13 protein-coding genes are annotated in these 17,938 nt (G+C 35.7%); 9 read left to right on the forward strand and 4 right to left on the reverse strand.

The annotated features are described in order from the left end of the window. Window positions 1–17: 17 nt before the first annotated feature. Window positions 18–527, forward strand: a complete 510-nt coding sequence (locus ADM90_RS08210; RefSeq protein ID WP_053994494.1) for a hypothetical protein — start codon at window positions 18–20, stop codon at window positions 525–527. A gap of 183 nt (window positions 528–710) precedes the next feature. On the opposite strand, the gene ADM90_RS08215 is transcribed toward ADM90_RS08210, so the two are convergent. Continuing rightward, entirely contained in the window at window positions 711–1,835 is a 1,125-nt protein-coding gene (locus tag ADM90_RS08215) for an IS4 family transposase (RefSeq protein WP_053994495.1), read from the reverse strand. 63 nt (window positions 1,836–1,898) lie between these two features. On the opposite strand from ADM90_RS08215, the gene ADM90_RS08220 reads away from it, so the two are divergent. Genes ADM90_RS08220 through ADM90_RS08230 form a run of 3 tightly spaced genes read left to right on the forward strand, consistent with a single transcriptional unit; the run spans window position 1,899 to window position 6,998 of the window. After that, complete coding sequence (locus ADM90_RS08220) at window positions 1,899–3,779, forward strand: ABC transporter ATP-binding protein (protein WP_235473377.1); 1,881 nt, start codon at window positions 1,899–1,901, stop codon at window positions 3,777–3,779. Next, window positions 3,769–4,533: an ABC transporter ATP-binding protein gene (locus ADM90_RS08225; RefSeq protein WP_053994496.1), complete on the forward strand. Its 765-nt coding sequence runs from the start codon at window positions 3,769–3,771 to the stop codon at window positions 4,531–4,533. The genes ADM90_RS08220 and ADM90_RS08225 overlap by 11 nt, the downstream gene beginning before the upstream one ends. Further along, complete coding sequence (locus tag ADM90_RS08230; RefSeq protein ID WP_053994497.1) at window positions 4,530–6,998, forward strand: FtsX-like permease family protein; 2,469 nt, start codon at window positions 4,530–4,532, stop codon at window positions 6,996–6,998. The genes ADM90_RS08225 and ADM90_RS08230 overlap by 4 nt, the downstream gene beginning before the upstream one ends. 285 nt (window positions 6,999–7,283) lie before the next feature. On the opposite strand, the gene ADM90_RS24470 is transcribed toward ADM90_RS08230, so the two are convergent. Next, on the reverse strand, window positions 7,284–7,457 hold the full coding sequence (locus ADM90_RS24470; RefSeq protein ID WP_161804062.1) for a hypothetical protein: 174 nt from the start codon (window positions 7,455–7,457) through the stop codon (window positions 7,284–7,286). A gap of 943 nt (window positions 7,458–8,400) precedes the next feature. Between ADM90_RS24470 and ADM90_RS08235 the strand changes: the two genes are divergently transcribed. Then, window positions 8,401–9,033, forward strand: coding sequence for a LysE family transporter (locus ADM90_RS08235; RefSeq protein ID WP_053994498.1), 633 nt, complete (start codon window positions 8,401–8,403; stop codon window positions 9,031–9,033). Window positions 9,034–9,099: 66 nt separating this feature from the next. On the opposite strand, the gene ADM90_RS08240 is transcribed toward ADM90_RS08235, so the two are convergent. Continuing rightward, a complete protein-coding gene (locus ADM90_RS08240) occupies window positions 9,100–10,146 on the reverse strand; it encodes a Cj0069 family protein (protein WP_053994499.1) in 1,047 nt (348 codons plus the stop codon). A 135-nt stretch (window positions 10,147–10,281) separates the two neighbouring features. Next, the gene (locus ADM90_RS08245; protein WP_053994500.1) at window positions 10,282–11,205 is read right to left on the reverse strand and encodes an EamA family transporter; all 924 of its coding nucleotides are present in this window, start codon (window positions 11,203–11,205) and stop codon (window positions 10,282–10,284) included. Window positions 11,206–11,312: 107 nt separating this feature from the next. On the opposite strand from ADM90_RS08245, the gene ADM90_RS25320 reads away from it, so the two are divergent. The 4 genes from ADM90_RS25320 (at window position 11,313) to ADM90_RS08260 (ending at window position 17,937) form a co-directional block, all read left to right on the forward strand. Beyond that, window positions 11,313–11,444, forward strand: coding sequence for a hypothetical protein (locus ADM90_RS25320; RefSeq protein ID WP_268766608.1), 132 nt, complete (start codon window positions 11,313–11,315; stop codon window positions 11,442–11,444). A gap of 69 nt (window positions 11,445–11,513) precedes the next feature. Beyond that, on the forward strand, window positions 11,514–12,194 hold the full coding sequence (locus ADM90_RS08250; RefSeq protein WP_235473379.1) for a helix-turn-helix transcriptional regulator: 681 nt from the start codon (window positions 11,514–11,516) through the stop codon (window positions 12,192–12,194). A 240-nt stretch (window positions 12,195–12,434) separates the two neighbouring features. Next, window positions 12,435–12,824 (forward strand): hypothetical protein, encoded by a 390-nt coding sequence (locus ADM90_RS08255; protein ID WP_152927982.1) that lies wholly within the window; start codon window positions 12,435–12,437, stop codon window positions 12,822–12,824. Beyond that, window positions 12,817–17,937, forward strand: coding sequence for a sensor histidine kinase (locus ADM90_RS08260; RefSeq protein ID WP_053994502.1), 5,121 nt, complete (start codon window positions 12,817–12,819; stop codon window positions 17,935–17,937). The genes ADM90_RS08255 and ADM90_RS08260 overlap by 8 nt, the downstream gene beginning before the upstream one ends. The last annotated feature ends 1 nt before the right edge of the window (window position 17,938 follow it).

A 17,938-nucleotide genomic window follows, 5' to 3' on the forward strand; every position in this document is an offset into this window, starting at 1 on the left:
CTGGAGGAACTTAACAAATGTCTATTGTAACAACAGCTACATATTGTTTAATAATGATAACTATAGTTTTAATGGGACTTTTATATCTTGTTCTAAAAAAAATAAGCATTAGCGATAAAGTAGGTTTAGAAAAAAATTTATCTATCCCCTCAAGCTTATTAATCGAAGATTTGGAAGGGAATAATGTAAGTCTATTTGAGAATAAAAAAAAGATCATTTATTTACTATTAGATATAGATTGTGGGGAATGTAAGAAAATTTTAAAAAAATTAGATTTGTTAAATGATAGATACTTTGAAAATATACGATTACTTATAGTAAAAAATAATAATAACACTAAAGAAATTAAAAAATCTTCTCATAAAAATAGAACCTTTTTGATTGATGAGAGATTATTAGAACAATTTGAGATAAAAGGTTTTCCTTTATATATAAAAGTTGATCCTAGCAAAAAGCTTATATCAAAAGGATTAATAAATGTAAGCAATATACTTAATCTTGTAGAATTAGAGGATTCTATTTTATGATTTTAAAAGCAAATAAAAATAAATTTTTAGTATTTTATCACTAGCGTCGCGTGAATTTTAATTGAATTTTCTGTTTTATTTATTTTCCATTTTAGAAGAAAAACAAAGACACTTGGACAGAGGTAGTAATCATCCATTTTTTTACTATAACCTTTAATCTGAGTAACAGAAGCGGAAAAACCTTTAGGGGACCACTTTCCCACCGATTTTTCGTATCCATAAGTGAGCCGATTTCCACGGGGATGCTTTGAGTAAACGACTGATTTTCAAGTACGTTTTCGAGCTGTTTGTGTTCAGTTGTGCCAGGACATGTAAACAATACACAATCATCGCGATGTACACTTGATTATGAACGCCTTGTTCGCTTTGTGCGTAGAACTTTTTGATGTTCAAGTGCTGCTTTAGCCATTTGAAAAACAGCTCAATTGCCCAGCGTGATTTGTACAGTTCAGCGATTTCATCCGCACTTAGGTCGAAACGATTTGTGATAAGCTGCAGTTCGTTTCCTTTTGAATCCAATACTTTGATAAGACGAAAGACATTTTCTGCTCGATTTTGTGTTGTGCCAATGATCACCATTTCATCGGATGAAACAAGTGAATCTTCTGGCAGCTCAAACGGCTCGATTACACGGATAACCGCGTTTTTTCGTAAGCGCGAAACGAAAAAATAACCATCGTCCGTCATGCGGTCAAATCGCTCATAATCTAAGTAACCACGGTCAAAAACGTAAAGGCAATCCTTGTCATCAACGAGTACCTCTAGTTGACCACGATCATGTTCAATCGCGTTTGTTAAAACCGCTTTGTCTGGATAGGAACAGCCTTTTTCTAAGTATACAAGGCGCAAATGAAGCTTGATTCCTGATTTTGTTTTGCGAAACTCCGCCCATTTATGGTTGTTTAAATTCAATGGTAACGTACTCGAATCAATGATTTTCAGCGGTGTCGTGTTTTTACGACGTTGTTCATACTGAGACTTTTCATGAATTTGGATAACTAAATCTAAAAATATCTGTTGGAATACCTCTGTCGGCACTTGATTTAATCGGCGTCCTAATTGCGAAAAGCTGATGGAATCTAATTCTGTTGCTTTTTGAAGGTCATCTGAAAACAATGTCTCACTGACTGCACGCAGACTTTCTGTTTCATTCAACTGCGCAAACAGGAGTAATTTCAAAAATGAAGCGATGTGTAGCTTCTTTGTATAGTAATTTAATTGATGGGCTTCAACCAGTTCTTCTAATTGTGTAGTGGAAATCGGCGAAAGCCATTGTTCAAATGATGTTTTTCGTGTAAACTTATCCATGCGTATGTCCTTTATTTTGGATTTGGATGGTTTACTACCGCCCAACCATTATAAAGGATTTTTTTGTGCATAAATAAAATTACAGAAAATTTAATTTATTCAATAAAGGTGAATCATTTTAATGCGACACTAGTGGTATTTTATGAAAGTCAAAAGTATTTTTTTAAGCATATTTATAAAGAACATCCAATAAGCTTTATTTCCTTCTTTGTATTATCTATGTTAAGTGCGGGTATTCCAGCAATATTAATTTTACTAAATAAAAATACGATTGACACTATTACCAAACTCGGAACAGATTCAAGTTATTACAAATATGCTCTTTCCCTTCTATTATTAAACTTTGTTCTACAGTATTGTGAAGCCTTTATTAGAACTATAGAAAAATATCTTCTAAGTAGGATGGCACAAACAGTAAATTTTGTTTTAAAAAAGATGATGCTATCTAAACTAATATATATGCCATTAGAGGAGTATGAAAATAACAGATTTTTTGACCGTATAAATTTAGCTAATTCAGCTATAAGTGGAAATGGTATTAAAGTAATAGGATCTATAATTGGGGTATTAAGAAATTTAATATCTTTAATTAGTGTTTTTGTTATTTTGTTAACTATTCATTGGACCATGCCTATAGCTTTATTTCTATCCACTCTTCCAGGGATCATATTAATCTTTATAGTTAAATTGAAGAATTATAAAATGGCAGTTTCTACATCAGCCGTATCAAGAGAATTAGAATTTACGGATAGCCTATTTATCAACAAGAGTTCAATTAAAGAATTGAAATTATTTGGTTTAGGACCCTATTTAATTGGAAGGTGGTCTATTTTATATAAACAAATTCAAAAGAAAAATTTAGATGTTGAATTTTGGGAAGCTAAAACACAGGTACTAGCTGTGCTTTTTTTACAGCTAGCTAGTTTGGGCGTATCAGTTTTGCTGGTGATACAAATTACACAGAATAACTTAACAATTGGTGATTATGTCGCTCTTTTAGGATCAGTTGTTACTGTACAGGCAATTTTTTCTTCAATTGGTGGTAACCTGGGTTCTATATTTGAAACTGCTATTTTCAATGAAGCTTTAATAGAGATATTAAATTATCAAGAAAAGGGTCATGCTGATAAAAAGGCTTTAACCTATGAAATTGAAAAAATTCAAAAAATTGAACTAAAAAACATATCTTTTTCCTATCCCTCAAATAAACAGAAAGTTCTTGATGACTTATCACTTACATTTAATAAAGGTGAAAAAGTTTCAATAGTAGGGTATAACGGATCTGGGAAAACCACACTAATTAAATGTTTGTCAGGTTTATATGAAGTAACTGATGGTTCTATATACGTTAATGGGATAGATACACGTTCAATTAAAAAGGAGAATTATTTTTCTTTTATCTCCGCCATATTCCAGGATTTTTTCAAATATAAATTTAGTATTAGGGATAACATTGGATTTGGAGATCTTAAGAAACGAGAAGATGATAGTCATATATACAGATTACTTAAACATGTAAATTTATATGATAAAGTTAATTCTTTGGACCATTTATTAGAAACTTATTTGACCCGTGAGATGCCAGACGGTGAAGATCTGTCAGGGGGAGAGTGGCAGAAGATAGCTATTGCAAGAGGCTTTATGAAAGATGCGGATTTAATTATTTTAGATGAACCTACCGCTGCTATGGACCCAGTATCCGAATTAGAGATATTTAGAATATTCAACGAGTTATCTAAAGATAAGACAAGTATTACTATCTCACATAGATTAGGTCCTACCAAATACGCAGATAGAATTGTTGTGATGGATAAAGGGAAAATTGTAGAAGAAGGTAATTATGAAGAGTTAATGTTACGTAAGGGTTTATATTATGAGATGTATATTTCTCAATTAAGTTGGTATCAAGATACGAATATTGATGAGGTGACATATGGTAAATAGTCAGATAGTGTTGTCTGTTGAAAAAATATCAAAGATATATGAAAGTGCAGAATCAAATGTACATGCACTCAAAAATATATGTTTTCAGCTGCGTAAGGGTGAAATGCTTGCAATTATGGGTACAAGTGGATCTGGGAAAAGTACATTACTGAATATTCTCGGAGCACTTGATCAACCCAGTTCGGGAAAAATAAAACTAAATGGTATAGACTCCAATGATATTTTTGATGAACCTAGAGCTACGGATTATCGCCGTGAGAATATAGGTTTTATTTTCCAAAATTTCAATTTATTAAAGGATTTATCTGTTGCTGAAAATATTACTCTTCCACTTATCTTACAAAAATACAATAGCAAAGAGATTGAACAAAAAGTGAATGAAATGATAGAGTTGATGGGGTTAACAAAATGGAAGAATCACCGCCCTGTAGAGCTATCAGGAGGTCAACAACAGCGTGTAGCTATTGGAAGAGCAATCATTACAACACCACCTATCATTCTAGCAGATGAACTAACAGGTAATTTGGATTTTAATACATCTACTGAGGTGCTGAAAGTGCTTGTCGATATGAAAAAACAATTTACGCAAAGCATTTTATTAGTCACACATGACCCTCTAGTTGCTACCTATGCAGATCGTGTACTATTTTTTCATGATGGTCAAATTATTGATGAATATCATTGTAGTGGAACAGGAGATATTGAGGAGATTATGGGTAAGTTTCAGAATATATTAGGGAAGAAAAGTGTATGAAAACAATATATGGGGTAGCTTTACGTTTATTTAAAACAAATAAATTTATCGTGTTTTCCTCAGTTTTTGGTATTGCAGTTGCTGTTTGTCTTTTCATTACAATTGTTTTGTATGCAGAAAGTGCGAAAAAGACTGTTAGCCAAGAGATTAAAGACCTTTATGGTGAAATGGATTTATATGTGGAATATACGCAAGAAACAGAATCAACTTTTTATCGTTTTCTCGAAAAGACCCCGGAAATAGAAGAAATATCTAAGGTGATTGTTACACAGGCTCAGGTAGATTCCTTACAAGCGGATATTTACACAGTAGGCGTTGAAAATGATTCACTAGCTAAAAGTCGTTATAAGTTTAACCGAGACTTGAATAATAAATCTGTTGTCATGAATGAAAGCTTAGCAGAAGCACTTAATCTAAAAGTGGGAGAACAAGTCAAGATTGAGCAGAAAACATTCATTTTGACAGATATTATCAGTGATTTAAAAGAAACTGGAATAGCACCAGATCGAATGATTTTTTCAAGAGAAAGTGTACTTTCATTTATCCACGAACAGAAGGAATATGATACGCCTCCTACTTACATTGTGATGATAAAAACATTACAAAACATAGATTTTATGGCGTTGTCTAATAAAATCATTGAAAATAATTCTGATGTGAAAGTTACGATTGTAGAAGAAGATGAATTTCTTAAATCTAATATCAACTCTTTGACGATTTTTGTAAAGATATTATCCATTATTGTTTTATGTGTCACTTCGCTTTTAATTGTATCTAATTTTGATTTACTTCTTTATAAAAATAAGAACCAGTTAGCTATTTTACGGTCAATAGGAGCTACAGCAAAACAACTAGTCGTTATTATTTTTGTCCAAAGCAGTTTAATAAATCTGACTGGGGTTTTATTTGGCTTTTTATTGTCATGGGGGAGTCAGCAATTTATGCATGGCTGGCTAGAAAAACTATTTTCTTTTACGACTTCTTCGGTTATGTTTGACATAAAGGCAGCCCTTTTTATAGTTGCTGCTAGTGCGATTATTATTCAATTGTTTTTAATGATTCCGTTATTTAAGGTGGTAAAAATTTTACCTCTTAAAGTTATTCAGGAGAATGAAAGTTTGGATTTTAGTTATAAAAAAAATCGGAAAAAAATGGGGAAATTGATAGGCATCATCAGTATTTTACTACTGATAGCTGGAGCAGTTGTTCCAGATGACGGAAAGAGTGTTGGTGTTATACTCGGGGCTTCACTACTTTTGCTAATCAGTATTTTTACTTTATTTCCCATTTATCTTCCGGAAATCCTAAAAAGAGTTCTGCCTTTTTTACAAAGGATACTTGGAAAAGAATCATATATTGCTATTAAAAACTTATTGCCTCAAGTACGAAAAAACACATTTATCATTTTAACAATTAGTATGCTGATAATGATTGCTGTTTTTGGTTCGGTTATACTTAAAACGATTCAGCAAAATGAACTGAATCAGCTAAAAAGGGACTACCCCACTTCTATTGTAGTGAGTAGTCGTCTGATGTATGAATCATCTATTAATCCTGAGGAATTGTTACAAAAGATAACCGAGCTTCCAAACATTTCAGCAGCCAGTACAGTAAGTACCATGTTTGAAGCTGAGTTTTTAAATGAAGAAAAACCGTTACCATTTAGTTATGCATTAGCAGATTTAGAAGGGTTAGAAAAACAGGGGATTATTTCTTCTATTGAGAGAAATAATAGGGATATTATTGTTATATCTAATGATTTAGCAGAACGTTTTGAATTAAAAATTGGAGATCATATGAATCTTGGACTTTACTCAGAGGAGCAACAAAGAATCTTACCTATAAACGATTTTGTCGTTGGCGGAATAAGTCAGATTCATAGAGGGGATGCTTATTTAGACTGGTCGAATCAAGCATTTAGGAACGAATTCACTACATTCCATAAACTATTTGTTACACCGACTCACTCTGCAAGTACTTTAGCTGCCCTGAATGATTTAAAGAAGCAGTATCCTGAACTGCAGGTAAACAGCTATAGAGAAACAGTAGAACAAGCTACTGAAATGTTTTATCAGAGGTGGTCAATTTTTATAGTTATTCTCGCATCAATATTTATTTTAGTTTTAGCAGGTACTTTTAGCACTCTGATCAATAACATCTATTCTAAAAGAAAAGAATTTGCCGTATTAAGGGTGATGGGTGTGCATCCTATAGGAATCATGAAAGTAATTATGACACAAATTATAACATATGTATTAATTGGTCTATGCCTGGGAACTTTAGCCGGTTTAATTTTGACTTTTTCAGTCTTAGTTATTGACCAAACTCCACTTGCGATTAACTATACTCTCATTTTTCTAGTTGGAGGAGGTATGCTTCTGATGAGTGTTATCTTGTCAATTCCAGTTTCTATAAAGTTAAGCAGGCAATCAGTATCAGAAGAACTAACAAAAGACAATAAATAATAAAGCTCCAATAGACGTATTCAGCTAAAGTGAATATGTCTATTTTCTATAACAAAATTAAAGTTTGGTAGTTCAGAGAAGGGAGTTTAATTGATGGATGTGGAGGAAATGTATCAAGTATATTTTCATGATGTGTATTTATAATATGAAATCATTGATGACAGATAAGCATATCGCAGAGGAAATCACACAGGAAACTTTTTAAGTCACTGAAATCCATTCATCAGTTTGATGGAAAAAAGGATGTGCATGCATGTCTGTTTACGATTGCAAAAAATCCATACTTTACACATTATAAAAAGCAACAACGTTATACACAACAGATAGAGAACCCCGTATTATAAATTCGATTGGTGGAGCATTTAATGGATGAAGAAGCGGCTTTTGCTGTGCATCATTACCTGCATACAATGGATGATCAGTATAAAGTGAACCTTCAATCAGTGGGGTTTTCCTCATCCTCCACTGATTGAACGTTTCACCAAATGGGTTTTTACAGCCTGTTTGAACCCTCACTTAATTATTTTGTTTTCATTAACTATTTTAAAGTAGGGGTCTTACAGCCTGTTAATACGGGTTAAAGAGGTCTCTACTTTATGTGTTTTTGGCGAGCGGCCCTTTGACAAAATCGGTTTACTTTTTGGGAAAAATGATAGCTGGCAAGGTGACATTTTATCGGGTAAAAAGAAAATTATGGCGTATATGAAGGGAAGCAACATGAACAAGATTAAATGTACAATCATTCAAGATATTTTGCCATTGTATGTAGATGATGTGGTGAGTGAGGAGTCAGCATCTAGCCAAATGTCCAACTTGTCAAAAGGAATATGAACGGCTCATACAAACATTAACGATGCCTGTAAAAAATAAAGTGAGATTGCTAGAAAAGGTGAAAAAAGATGATTGTGTAAAAGGTTAGGCTTGTTAATGTTGCTGTTTTCATAACAGCTTTTCTATTATTAGTAGCTTTTCATATTATTTATCACTATGAAACAGTGACTCCATACTCATAGGATTTAATATCGATTGATGAGCAGAGCGATGGAGCGTTGGTTGTCCATTATGATGGCAAAAGTTATCAGGGTGTTTCTATGACACATCCGATGTCCATTAAAATAGATGGTGTACAGAAAAATGTGAGTATGATTTGTTTTATAAAGACAATGGTGAATTCACCTAAAAAGTAATCTACTAAAGCCTGAGAAGCAAGATGAATCCTACTAACTAATGGATGCAGTCTATTATGGGAATTTGAGATGAATATAGAAAAGGGAAACGTGGAGAAGAAAACTGGCTCCAATAAGAATTGTTAATAATTATTTCAATTTCGGTATATTTATGCTATATTAAGCAAATAAACGGACGTATGAAGCTTATCGATAAGATGAAAGAAGTTGTTTGTTTGAGTTTATATGTAGCATATGTATTAGTAGGACTTGCGATTGCGATGCCTGTAGGGGCTATTACAGTGGAAATGACCAAGCAAGGGCTCAAAAATGGTTTTATGCATGGCTGGGCTGTAGGGCTTGGGGGTATGACCATTGATGTTGTGTTGGTGTTTGCCCTGTATATGGGACTAGCCTCCATTTTAGCGATGCCTATGATTCAGTTGCCAATGTGGCTGATCGGTGCAGGCTTTTTATTCTTATTGGGCTATGATTCCATTAAGAATGCAGATCAGGATATTACATTGGCAGGAGAAAAAGTCACAAAATCTATTTTTGCCTCTTATTTTAATGGTCTATTGGTCGCTATCTCGCCTGGTAATCTTGTGTTTTGGGTCAATGTATTTGGCGTAGTGCTGGCAAAATCTTATAGTCAAGGACAGCCAACAAACTTTTTAATTATTGCGGCGGGTGTGTTAAGTGGGATTTTACTCCATGATATTGGTTTACTAACGATTGTCTCAATGACACGTAAAGCATTGAACCGTAAGATGATTAAAACATTGACGATGCTAGCAGGCTTTTTATTAATTGGCTTTGCAGGATATTTTATTTACGAATTTATACAAGCAATAAAGGTCTATAGATAAATATAACAAATAAAAATCCACGTGTATGTGGATTTTTATTATGTTAACGCGATGGAGGTTGGTAGGTTATGAAGTCACTTTGGTACTTTCATGGATATAAGCTAAAATTTCCTCTGCCACTTGATGGGCAAGTGATAATTCTGAAGTAAAGCCAACACAGGAGCAATTCATTTCGCCTAAAATATAGCAGTCTTCACCAGCTTCATTCGTATCTAGCATAAAATCTGCTGTCCAAATAAGCGGTAGGTCATAATTGCCTAATAAGCTAGTTACTTGAGGCAGCTGTGCTAAAAAGTTTTGCACCAGCTCTGCCCAGTCCTCAGGCGTGTCATAGCGATATTGTGCGCCTGAGAACAGTGTTGCACTAAAAGCATCTTCCGTGTCTGCGGGCTTTTTATGTACCACATGGACAGGATGATGGCGCAGCATTAATAAGCGGATTTCGCCCTCTGTAATACGTGGCAGGAAGCGCATATCAATTAGCATCCCGTTTGTCCCTGTAATATACTGCTCACAGAAAGTCATAAAATCGCCAAGCTGCCAATATTCTACATGGTTGTCCTTCGCTTCTGTGCATTTAATTTTTGCATCAAGCGGGACTTTCGTAGCGCCGTCTGCTAGCGGTTCAGCTAATTTTACACGCCAAATACCTTCACCTGTTGAGCCACGATTTTGCTTGAGTACTCGTTCTGTTAAAGCTAAGGAAGCAGGGAATTGTGCTTTAAACGCTTCAATTGTATAGTAAGCAAATGTATCATCAGGCACTAAATTTGTAGCAGTAAGCTTCGATAAGACATCCTTCGAACCATAGCTAATCATCGCATCTGGATGTGGCATCCCAATAATTCCTGTTTGGCATAGCTCTCGTAACATGGCGAAATATTCTTCTTCATGCTGTAAGTTGCCAGGATTAATACGTGATACATAAGCAATAGCATGTTCCTTTACGTAATCAAAAATTTGCTGCTTTTTCGTCACATCAAAGAAAATCACCTCTGCCTCCTGCCCACGTTTCTTTAATGCATCCACCATTGGCATTGTATCAGGACGATAGCCGTCAGGCCCTTTATCTGTGCCACCCTCAACCTCAAAGAAAATCACCTTTTTATCCATAAAAATACCTCCCTTTATCCATTATTACATTTAGTATAATCGTGGAATAAGGAAAAAAGATATATGAAATATGTAAATTTTATGTATAATTTTATAGTTTCCTACATCTTTTTAGGAGGTATTCACTATGGCTAACTATCTTTCTCGTTGTTTTTTCTGAAAGACAGTGAGATATAAAATCATGAGTAAAATCAGTAATGTGCCCATAAATTGATAGCCGCCAAAGGAAATTTTTAGCCACCATACACTTGTAATAACGGCTGTTAATGGTTCGAGGCTACCTAGTAAGCTTGCCTCCTTTGGTGATAAATAACGTAAACTCGCAATATAAAACCAAAAGGCAAGCATCGTGCCAAAAATAATAATAAAAAGATAATAAAGCACTGTGGAAAATGTCCAAGTGGAGAGATCAATAAGCCACGGCTGATGGAAAAAGCTCATAACTGTTCCACCAATCAGCATGGACCAGCCGACCACAAGCAATGAATGAAATTGCTGTAAAAGTGGAACAGCATAGATGGAATAAAAGGCGAGCGATAGCCCTGATAATATTCCCCAAAACACGGCCATAAAGGGAACAGACAGTGTGGAGAAGGAGCCATTTGTTAACAATAAAAATGTCCCAACAAGTGTTAGTGTTACGGCAATGCCATCCTGCCTTGTCAATGCGCTGTGCCTTGTAAGCAAATAATATGCCATAATAAATAGCGGTGCTAGATATTGTAGCAGTGTTGCTACTGCGGAATTCCCAATCGCAATCGACATCATATATGTATATTGAACAGCTAGCATACCAAGTAAACTAAATAAAATTTGTCGAAAGGCTGTTTGCTTCGTGCGCCATATGACAAATATGGATGCTTGACGGTGGGTTATTTTATAGAGTGCGATCAGTAAGATACCCGCTAACAATAAACGGCTAGATACAAGCCATTCTACAGCGATATTGTCCTGCTGAAACAGCCGTTGTGCTACCGTTCCACCAATTCCCCAAAAGCTCGCTCCTAAAATAACGAGTAGCAAGCCAAGTGTACGTTTTTTCTCGATAATTTGCTTCACATGATCACATCTCCTAAACTATCAATATAAGATAATTATAAAAGGTTTCAATCGAAATAAATAACGAATTATAGGGTTAAAAATTTCAATATATTGAGGTGATCTAAATGCCTTTAACCCATATTAAAATCGCCAGAGATTTACAGGAGCTGACATTATATGGTTCAAAGGAATTTCCAGTTGCCTTGTATGAAACCACTCTACGTTTAGCAAGTATGGATGTTCTCCCTCTGCATTGACATAAGGAAATACAATTTGTCTATATCAAAAGCGGCTGTGTACAGTATCGAATAGAGGCGGATGTAGTGGTGCTTGAAACAGGGGAAGGGTTATTTATTAATACATCAAGGCTCCATGAAGCAAAGCCATATCACGTTGAGCAGGCTGTTACCTATTGTGTGAATATAGACCCTCTGCTTATAGGAGGACGTGAGGACAGCATTATAATGGCAAAGTACATTCAGCCATATATAACAAATAATCGACTATCTTATAGAAAACTAACAGATGAATTATCCCAAAAAGTGAAGCACATGGCTAATTTATTGCAAGAGCAAGCCCCATTTTTCGAGCTGAAGGTTTGGGGAGAGCTGCTAGGGATATGGGAATCTATGCTCGCACAATCCATGCTAACAGAGGATATCATGGCACCCTCTACAATTGTGCAGCACGAACGGCCAAAGGCTATGTTGGATTTTTTACATACGCATTACCACCAAAAAATCACATTGGCAGATTTAGCCGCACATGTTTATGTAAGCCCAGCAGAATGCAGTCGCTTTTTTAAAAAGATCGTGGGGCTGACACCCTTTACCTATCTCTTACACTATCGACTTCGCAAAAGCATTGCGCTATTGCAGAATCGAGAGCACTCCATTACAACGATTGCGGCGATGATGGACTTTAGTACAGTAAGCTACTATATTGAAAAATTCAAAGAATATACAGGCTATCCACCACACATATATCGAAAAAAATTTTTACCATAAACACATTTCACGATTTCTAAGGAGTACTTCCATTATTAGCTGACTGACAAAGTAGCAGACAATCCCTATTTTATCGTTTCGAAAAAATTTCAATAGTTTAACCCAATTTTAACCTTCATTTTTTATAGTAGTAAATATATAGAAAGTAGGAGGAGTGTTTGATGTGAGAGTCATGCCAATAAAAATAGCTGATCTACAGGAAGGCTCTGTACTAGGTGAGGATTTATATGTGAAAATCGTTTGTTAATGAAAAAGGGAAGTGCTATTATTTTTTGGATCGATCAAGAATTCAGATCTAGTATTCCATTGTTGTTAGTAGAAGGAATTTTTTATTCAAAGGGGCTATATCCAATGATTTTGGAGAATACAACAAGGGATGAATTATTAAAAATAGCAGACTATTGTGAGGCAAAAGCTATATTTGTGTTTAGTAAACACAAGAAGCTAATAGATATGCCACATCAAAAATGGAAGCTATACCATATGACTGCGGAGAAATTAGAGCAATTTGTTTTTAGTTTTGCTGGTTTATCAGAGCAGAAAATAAATATTAGGCAAGCAGTAGAAAACTATCAAACAGCGACAACTATCATAAATACTAGCGTGGAAGGAGGGCTTGCTGATGAATGATTGTATTCTTTTACAGTCGACACAGGATTGGCATTTGCAAAGAATGTATATGCAAAAATACAATAGCTTGGTCCTTGTTAAAAGCATTCACCATAACTCTGCTGAAAAAAGAGCAAAGCTACAATATGAATTTTCTTTATTTGCACAGGAGCAAAACCCTTGGCTGTTAAAGCCGATTGCCGTCGATTATATTGATAGTCAATATGCAATTATTTATGAGAATTTTAATGGCGTGCCCTTAAAGCAATTGACCTATCATCATATTTCTTTGCATCAATTTTTACAAATAGCTATTGAATTGGCCAATATTTGTATAAAAATGCAGCAAAGTGAATTGCTCTATTTGCATCTAAATCCGCGGCAAATCTTAATCAATCCAAATTCCTTAAAGATAAGGCTATTAAGCTCAACGTATAGTGCAAAATATGATGCTGAGTCACCAGTGGTCATAGAAAATCCCTATGAGCACATCGAACAATTGCCTTATTATGCGCCAGAACAAACAGGAAGAGTGAATGTAGCTGTAGATTACCGTTCTGATTTATATGCGCTTGGTATTATTTTTTATGAAATAGTAAGGGGACACTTACCTTTTCAGGCGAAGGACGCTGTTGATCTTATTTATGAAATTATCACAAAAAATCCAGATGCATTGGTAAGTGCTCAAAGTAGCTTTCCACCTATGCTTTGGAAGGTCATCGATAAGCTGTTAGCAAAAAATCCAGATTTACGTTATCAAAGTGCCATTGGGCTAAAGGAGGATTTGCTTTATATTCAGCAAAAGTTATTGGCAGATGAGCCACTTGAGAACTTTCCCTTAGGCGAACAGGATATGCAGTTAAGTAGTGGGCTATCAACGAAGCTCTATGGCAGAGAGCAGCAATTTGCAGCGCTTTCTTCGATCTTTCAGCAGGTAGCAAGAGGCGATAAAAAGCTAGTGACGATTTTAGGTGAGGCTGGCTATGGCAAATCGAGGCTTGTTTATGAGCTAAAGGGAGAAATAGCAGCGGCGAAAGGATATTTTATCACAACGAAGTATGAGCAGTTACAGCTGGAAAACGACTATACGATTGATGCCCATCCATTACGAAACTTATTGAAGCTAATTTATATGGAGGGTGAAAAATCTGTTCAATTATGGCAAAAGTTATTTCAGGATGTAAAGCTTGTTATAACCGATGAGTTAGTCCATTTACTGCCTGAACTCAAATGGTTTATCAATAAAGAAACGGAGATTCAACAGGAGGTTCGTGAAAATACAAAACAGCTTCATTCTTATATGCTGTTGTCGATTCAAAAAATATTATTAACCTTTGCGCTGCAAAAAAAGCCAGTTGTATGGTTTGTGGATGATTTACATTGGGCAACTAGCAGTACGATGGATATTATGTCACAAATTTTTGAGCAGCATCGAGCTGGATATTTTATGATTATTGGCACATTTCGATCGAATGAGATGAACATGTCAAAAGGACTGCCTATTGTTTCTGGGGATCGCATTCATTTACCACCTTTGAAGAAAGAGGCTGTACAGCAATGGTTGGAAGCATCCTTTCATGCGAAGCCAGAGACGATCCAGTTGATTTCGCAGCAATTATTTCATGTAACAAAAGGGAATCCATTATTTATTAAAGAAGCTGTTCGTTCATTGCAGCAAAATAACACCATCTATTTTCATGCTGAGCGAAAGGAGTGGCAGTTTAGTCTTCAAAAATTCAATCAATTATTTTTAAACAAGGAGCTCCTAGCCTTTATTGAAAATAGAATGTCTACATTAACGATAGACGCTCATCATCTATTGCGGATGATCGCCTGTTTTGGTCGCCAGTTTGAGCTAAGTGCTGTTTTAAAGCTTGTGGCTATCTCCGCACAGGAATTACTAAGGTTTATGGATATCCTGATGGAAAACGGCTTCATTATACCATTGGATGCTCATTTTAAATGGGCTAGTAAGTTTGAGCATGAGGGAATCTTGCACACGATTCCGCTGAAGTTTCAATTTGTCCATGATCGAATTCAGCAGGTAGCCTATCATGATTTACCAGTGCAGGAGCGTATGAAGCTACATTATCAAATTGGTAAGCTATTAACAGAGGACGAGACAAATATGGGAGATTATTATCGCTTAAATGACATTGTTAAGCATTATAATTATGCCCAGGAATTATTAAATAGGGAGGAAAAGCAGCGATTAGTGAGCTGGAATTATAAACTAGGGCTTGAGGCGAAGCGAATGGGGCTTTTTGACAATGCACTTTATTATTTTAGAATGAGTAAGGAGCTATTGCCGCCGAATCATTGGACAGCTCTCAGAGAACAGTCTGTTAAACTATATGCCAACTTAGGAGAGTGTGAGTATATAGCAGGGTACTATGACCTCTCAGAAATCCATTTAACAGAAGCTTTACAGCATTCCGAAACCGTACTAGAAAAGCTACTGGTTAATAATTTAAAAACCGTGCTATATATTGAGTCTGATAATCCTACGATTGGTTTGGAGGCGGGGCTAGCAGGTTTACAAGTCGCTCGTATAAACATTACAAAACATCCAAAAAAATCACAGCTTTTAAAGGAATTTTTATTGCTAAAATTGGCTTTACGACAGATGTCTGATCAGGATTTATTGCAGCATCCAGCAACAGATAATAAGGAAATTGATGTATTAATTCATTTAATTATTAATATGACAGCAAGTGCCTTTCTACTAAATCCTAACTTAACAGGCCTTCTTCTAATGAAAGGGCTACGCTTGCAATTAAAGTATGGTACAACATCGAAAAGTGGTTTGGTATTCATTAACTATGCTCTGCTGTTGAATGCAGGCTTTGACAATGTCAACGAAGCCACTCGTTTTGGCAAGCTTGCCATCACGGTTGCTGACAGGCAGGAGAGTATATATATTAAAGGCCATACGTATTATGTATATGGTGTATTTATTAGCCACTGGACCGAGCCATATGAGACCAGTATTCAATATATTAGTACGGCTCAACAAAAAAACCAGGAAATTGGCTTATATCATTTAGTGTCCTCCGCCTCCTGTTTTATTGTTGTAATAAGATTGATTCAAGGCACGACCCTTCAAGATTTGCAGCAGGAAATTAGACATCAGCAGGAGGAGTTTTCCAGCCAAGCAAGCACGTTATCCATAGACTTTTTAGCTGAAATGGGGAGATGGATGAAGATCCTTCGCTATCCCTACCATCCTGTCCATTGGGCCTATCCCTTTAGAATACAGGATCAACCCGCCATTAAAATTACCCATTATGCAGTACGCTTGCAGATGTCTTTTTTATTAGGCGATGAACAGCAAGGAAAGGCAATTTTAAAGGAATTAAAGGAATTAAGCAAGGAAACGTATACACTGCCGACTACTACTATCTATTATTTTTATCGGGCCATGTGGCAATTGTCTTTGCTTTATCAGCAAAAATGTAGTAAGCAGGAAAGAAGAGTGTATTACGCTGACATTCACCAAAGCATTAAAAAATTTAAAAAATGGTCACGATATGCTGCCGAGAATTATGAGCACCTTTATGCCTTATTAATGGCTGAATATTATCGTTTGAAAAAGAAAGATAAGGATGCTGAGCTTTATTATGATAGGGCTATTCAATTAGCCAATCTGCATCATTTTGTCCAGGATGCAGGGCTTGCCTATGAACGTGCAGCCAATTACTATTATTCCAAACAGCAGCCTAAAACAGCAAGGCATTATATTATTAATGCGATTCAGAGTATGCAGGCATGGGGAGCGGAAGCCATTGCGAGGAGATGGGAGAATGCTTATCAGGTGCAGCATATACCAGAAAGTCAAAGTAAACAAGCACTTACCGTTGATATGATGACGGTTTTTGAAACGACACAATCCTTTGCTACGGCTATACGGATGGAGGATTTATTGCATAAAAGCTTATTTTCATTATTAAAGCATATTGGGGCAGATGTTGGCTATTTTATCCATAAACAGCAGCAACAATTTATGGTATTAGCAAAAGCAGAAGCACTGGCGACAACATTTACGATGTATGAGGATAAAAAAATAGAGGATGTCAGTGCGACGATGCAGTCCATATTACGTTATGTGCTGAAAAGTAAAGAGCATATCATTATGCAAAATGGACAGGGCTATCATCAATTGTTGACATACTCCTCTGCTAAATCCATTCTATGTCTACCGATTGTTCATAAAAATGAGGTTATTGCGGCTTTATATTTCGAGAATACATTAATGACCAATGCATTTCATCCGTCCCATATTCATTTGCTGCAAGTAATCGCTGCACAAATTGCTGTATCCATTGAAAATGCTAAAATATATGCCGAATTAGAACAGCGGGTGCATCTGCGTACAAAGGAATTAGACGAAACCAATCGAGACTTAAAAACAGTGAATGAGCGCTTAGAAAAAAATGAATTAGAGCGCAAAAAGCTATTGCATAGTATTTCCCATGAATTGCGCTCACCATTAACCTCTACTTTAGGCTATATCGAATTAATGCTAGAGGGTGTAATTGAAGACGAGGCAGCAAAAGAGAAGTATTTAATCAGAAGTAAGGAAAGGCTATTGTCACTAAATCGACTGATTCAAGATTTATTTGATTTAGCCAATTTAGAGGCAGGCAGAGCCGAATTTACTTATACAGAAATGACAGCTAAGGAATACTTTCAACGATTTGCCTACCGCTACGAGGATGATGTAAAGCAATTAGGTTTAAGCTACAGTGCATACTTTGACGGCTATCCAGAGGCACGATTATTGATGGATGAGATGCGGATCACACAAGTAATTGAAAATTTAATGACCAATGCGATGAAATATACAACAGACGGCAGTATTCAATTTTCTATCCATGTAGAGGAGTTGTATGTACGCTGTTCGATAACGGATAGTGGCATTGGGATAGCTAAGAGTGATTTGCCCTTTATTTTTGATAGCTACTATCGGGCTACCTCGATGAATCAAGCAACTTCACATGGTATTGGCTTGGCTATTTGTAAGCAAATTATTACACAGCATAATGGAGAAATCACTGTTGAAAGCCTGGAACAAAAGGGAACGGTCTTTAGCTTTACATTACCACTGGTCACAGCAATGGTTTATAGAGAGTGAT

It is taken from the genome of Lysinibacillus macroides, from assembly GCF_001281525.1.
GTDB classification, from domain to species: Bacteria; Bacillota; Bacilli; order Bacillales_A; family Planococcaceae; genus Lysinibacillus; species Lysinibacillus macroides.

Excerpts from the sequence above, each read along its gene's own strand:
- ADM90_RS08210 (WP_053994494.1), top strand. The coding sequence starts at position 18 with ATGTCTATTGTAACAACAGCTACATATTGTTTAATAATGATAACTATA.
- ADM90_RS08215 (WP_053994495.1), bottom strand. The coding sequence starts at position 1,835 with ATGGATAAGTTTACACGAAAAACATCATTTGAACAATGGCTTTCGCCG.
- ADM90_RS08225 (WP_053994496.1), top strand. The coding sequence starts at position 3,769 with ATGGTAAATAGTCAGATAGTGTTGTCTGTTGAAAAAATATCAAAGATA.
- ADM90_RS08230 (WP_053994497.1), top strand. The coding sequence starts at position 4,530 with ATGAAAACAATATATGGGGTAGCTTTACGTTTATTTAAAACAAATAAA.
- ADM90_RS24470 (WP_161804062.1), bottom strand. The coding sequence starts at position 7,457 with ATGAGGAAAACCCCACTGATTGAAGGTTCACTTTATACTGATCATCCA.
- ADM90_RS08240 (WP_053994499.1), bottom strand. The coding sequence starts at position 10,146 with ATGGATAAAAAGGTGATTTTCTTTGAGGTTGAGGGTGGCACAGATAAA.
- ADM90_RS25320 (WP_268766608.1), top strand. The coding sequence starts at position 11,313 with ATGCCTTTAACCCATATTAAAATCGCCAGAGATTTACAGGAGCTGACA.
- ADM90_RS08260 (WP_053994502.1), top strand. The coding sequence starts at position 12,817 with ATGAATGATTGTATTCTTTTACAGTCGACACAGGATTGGCATTTGCAA.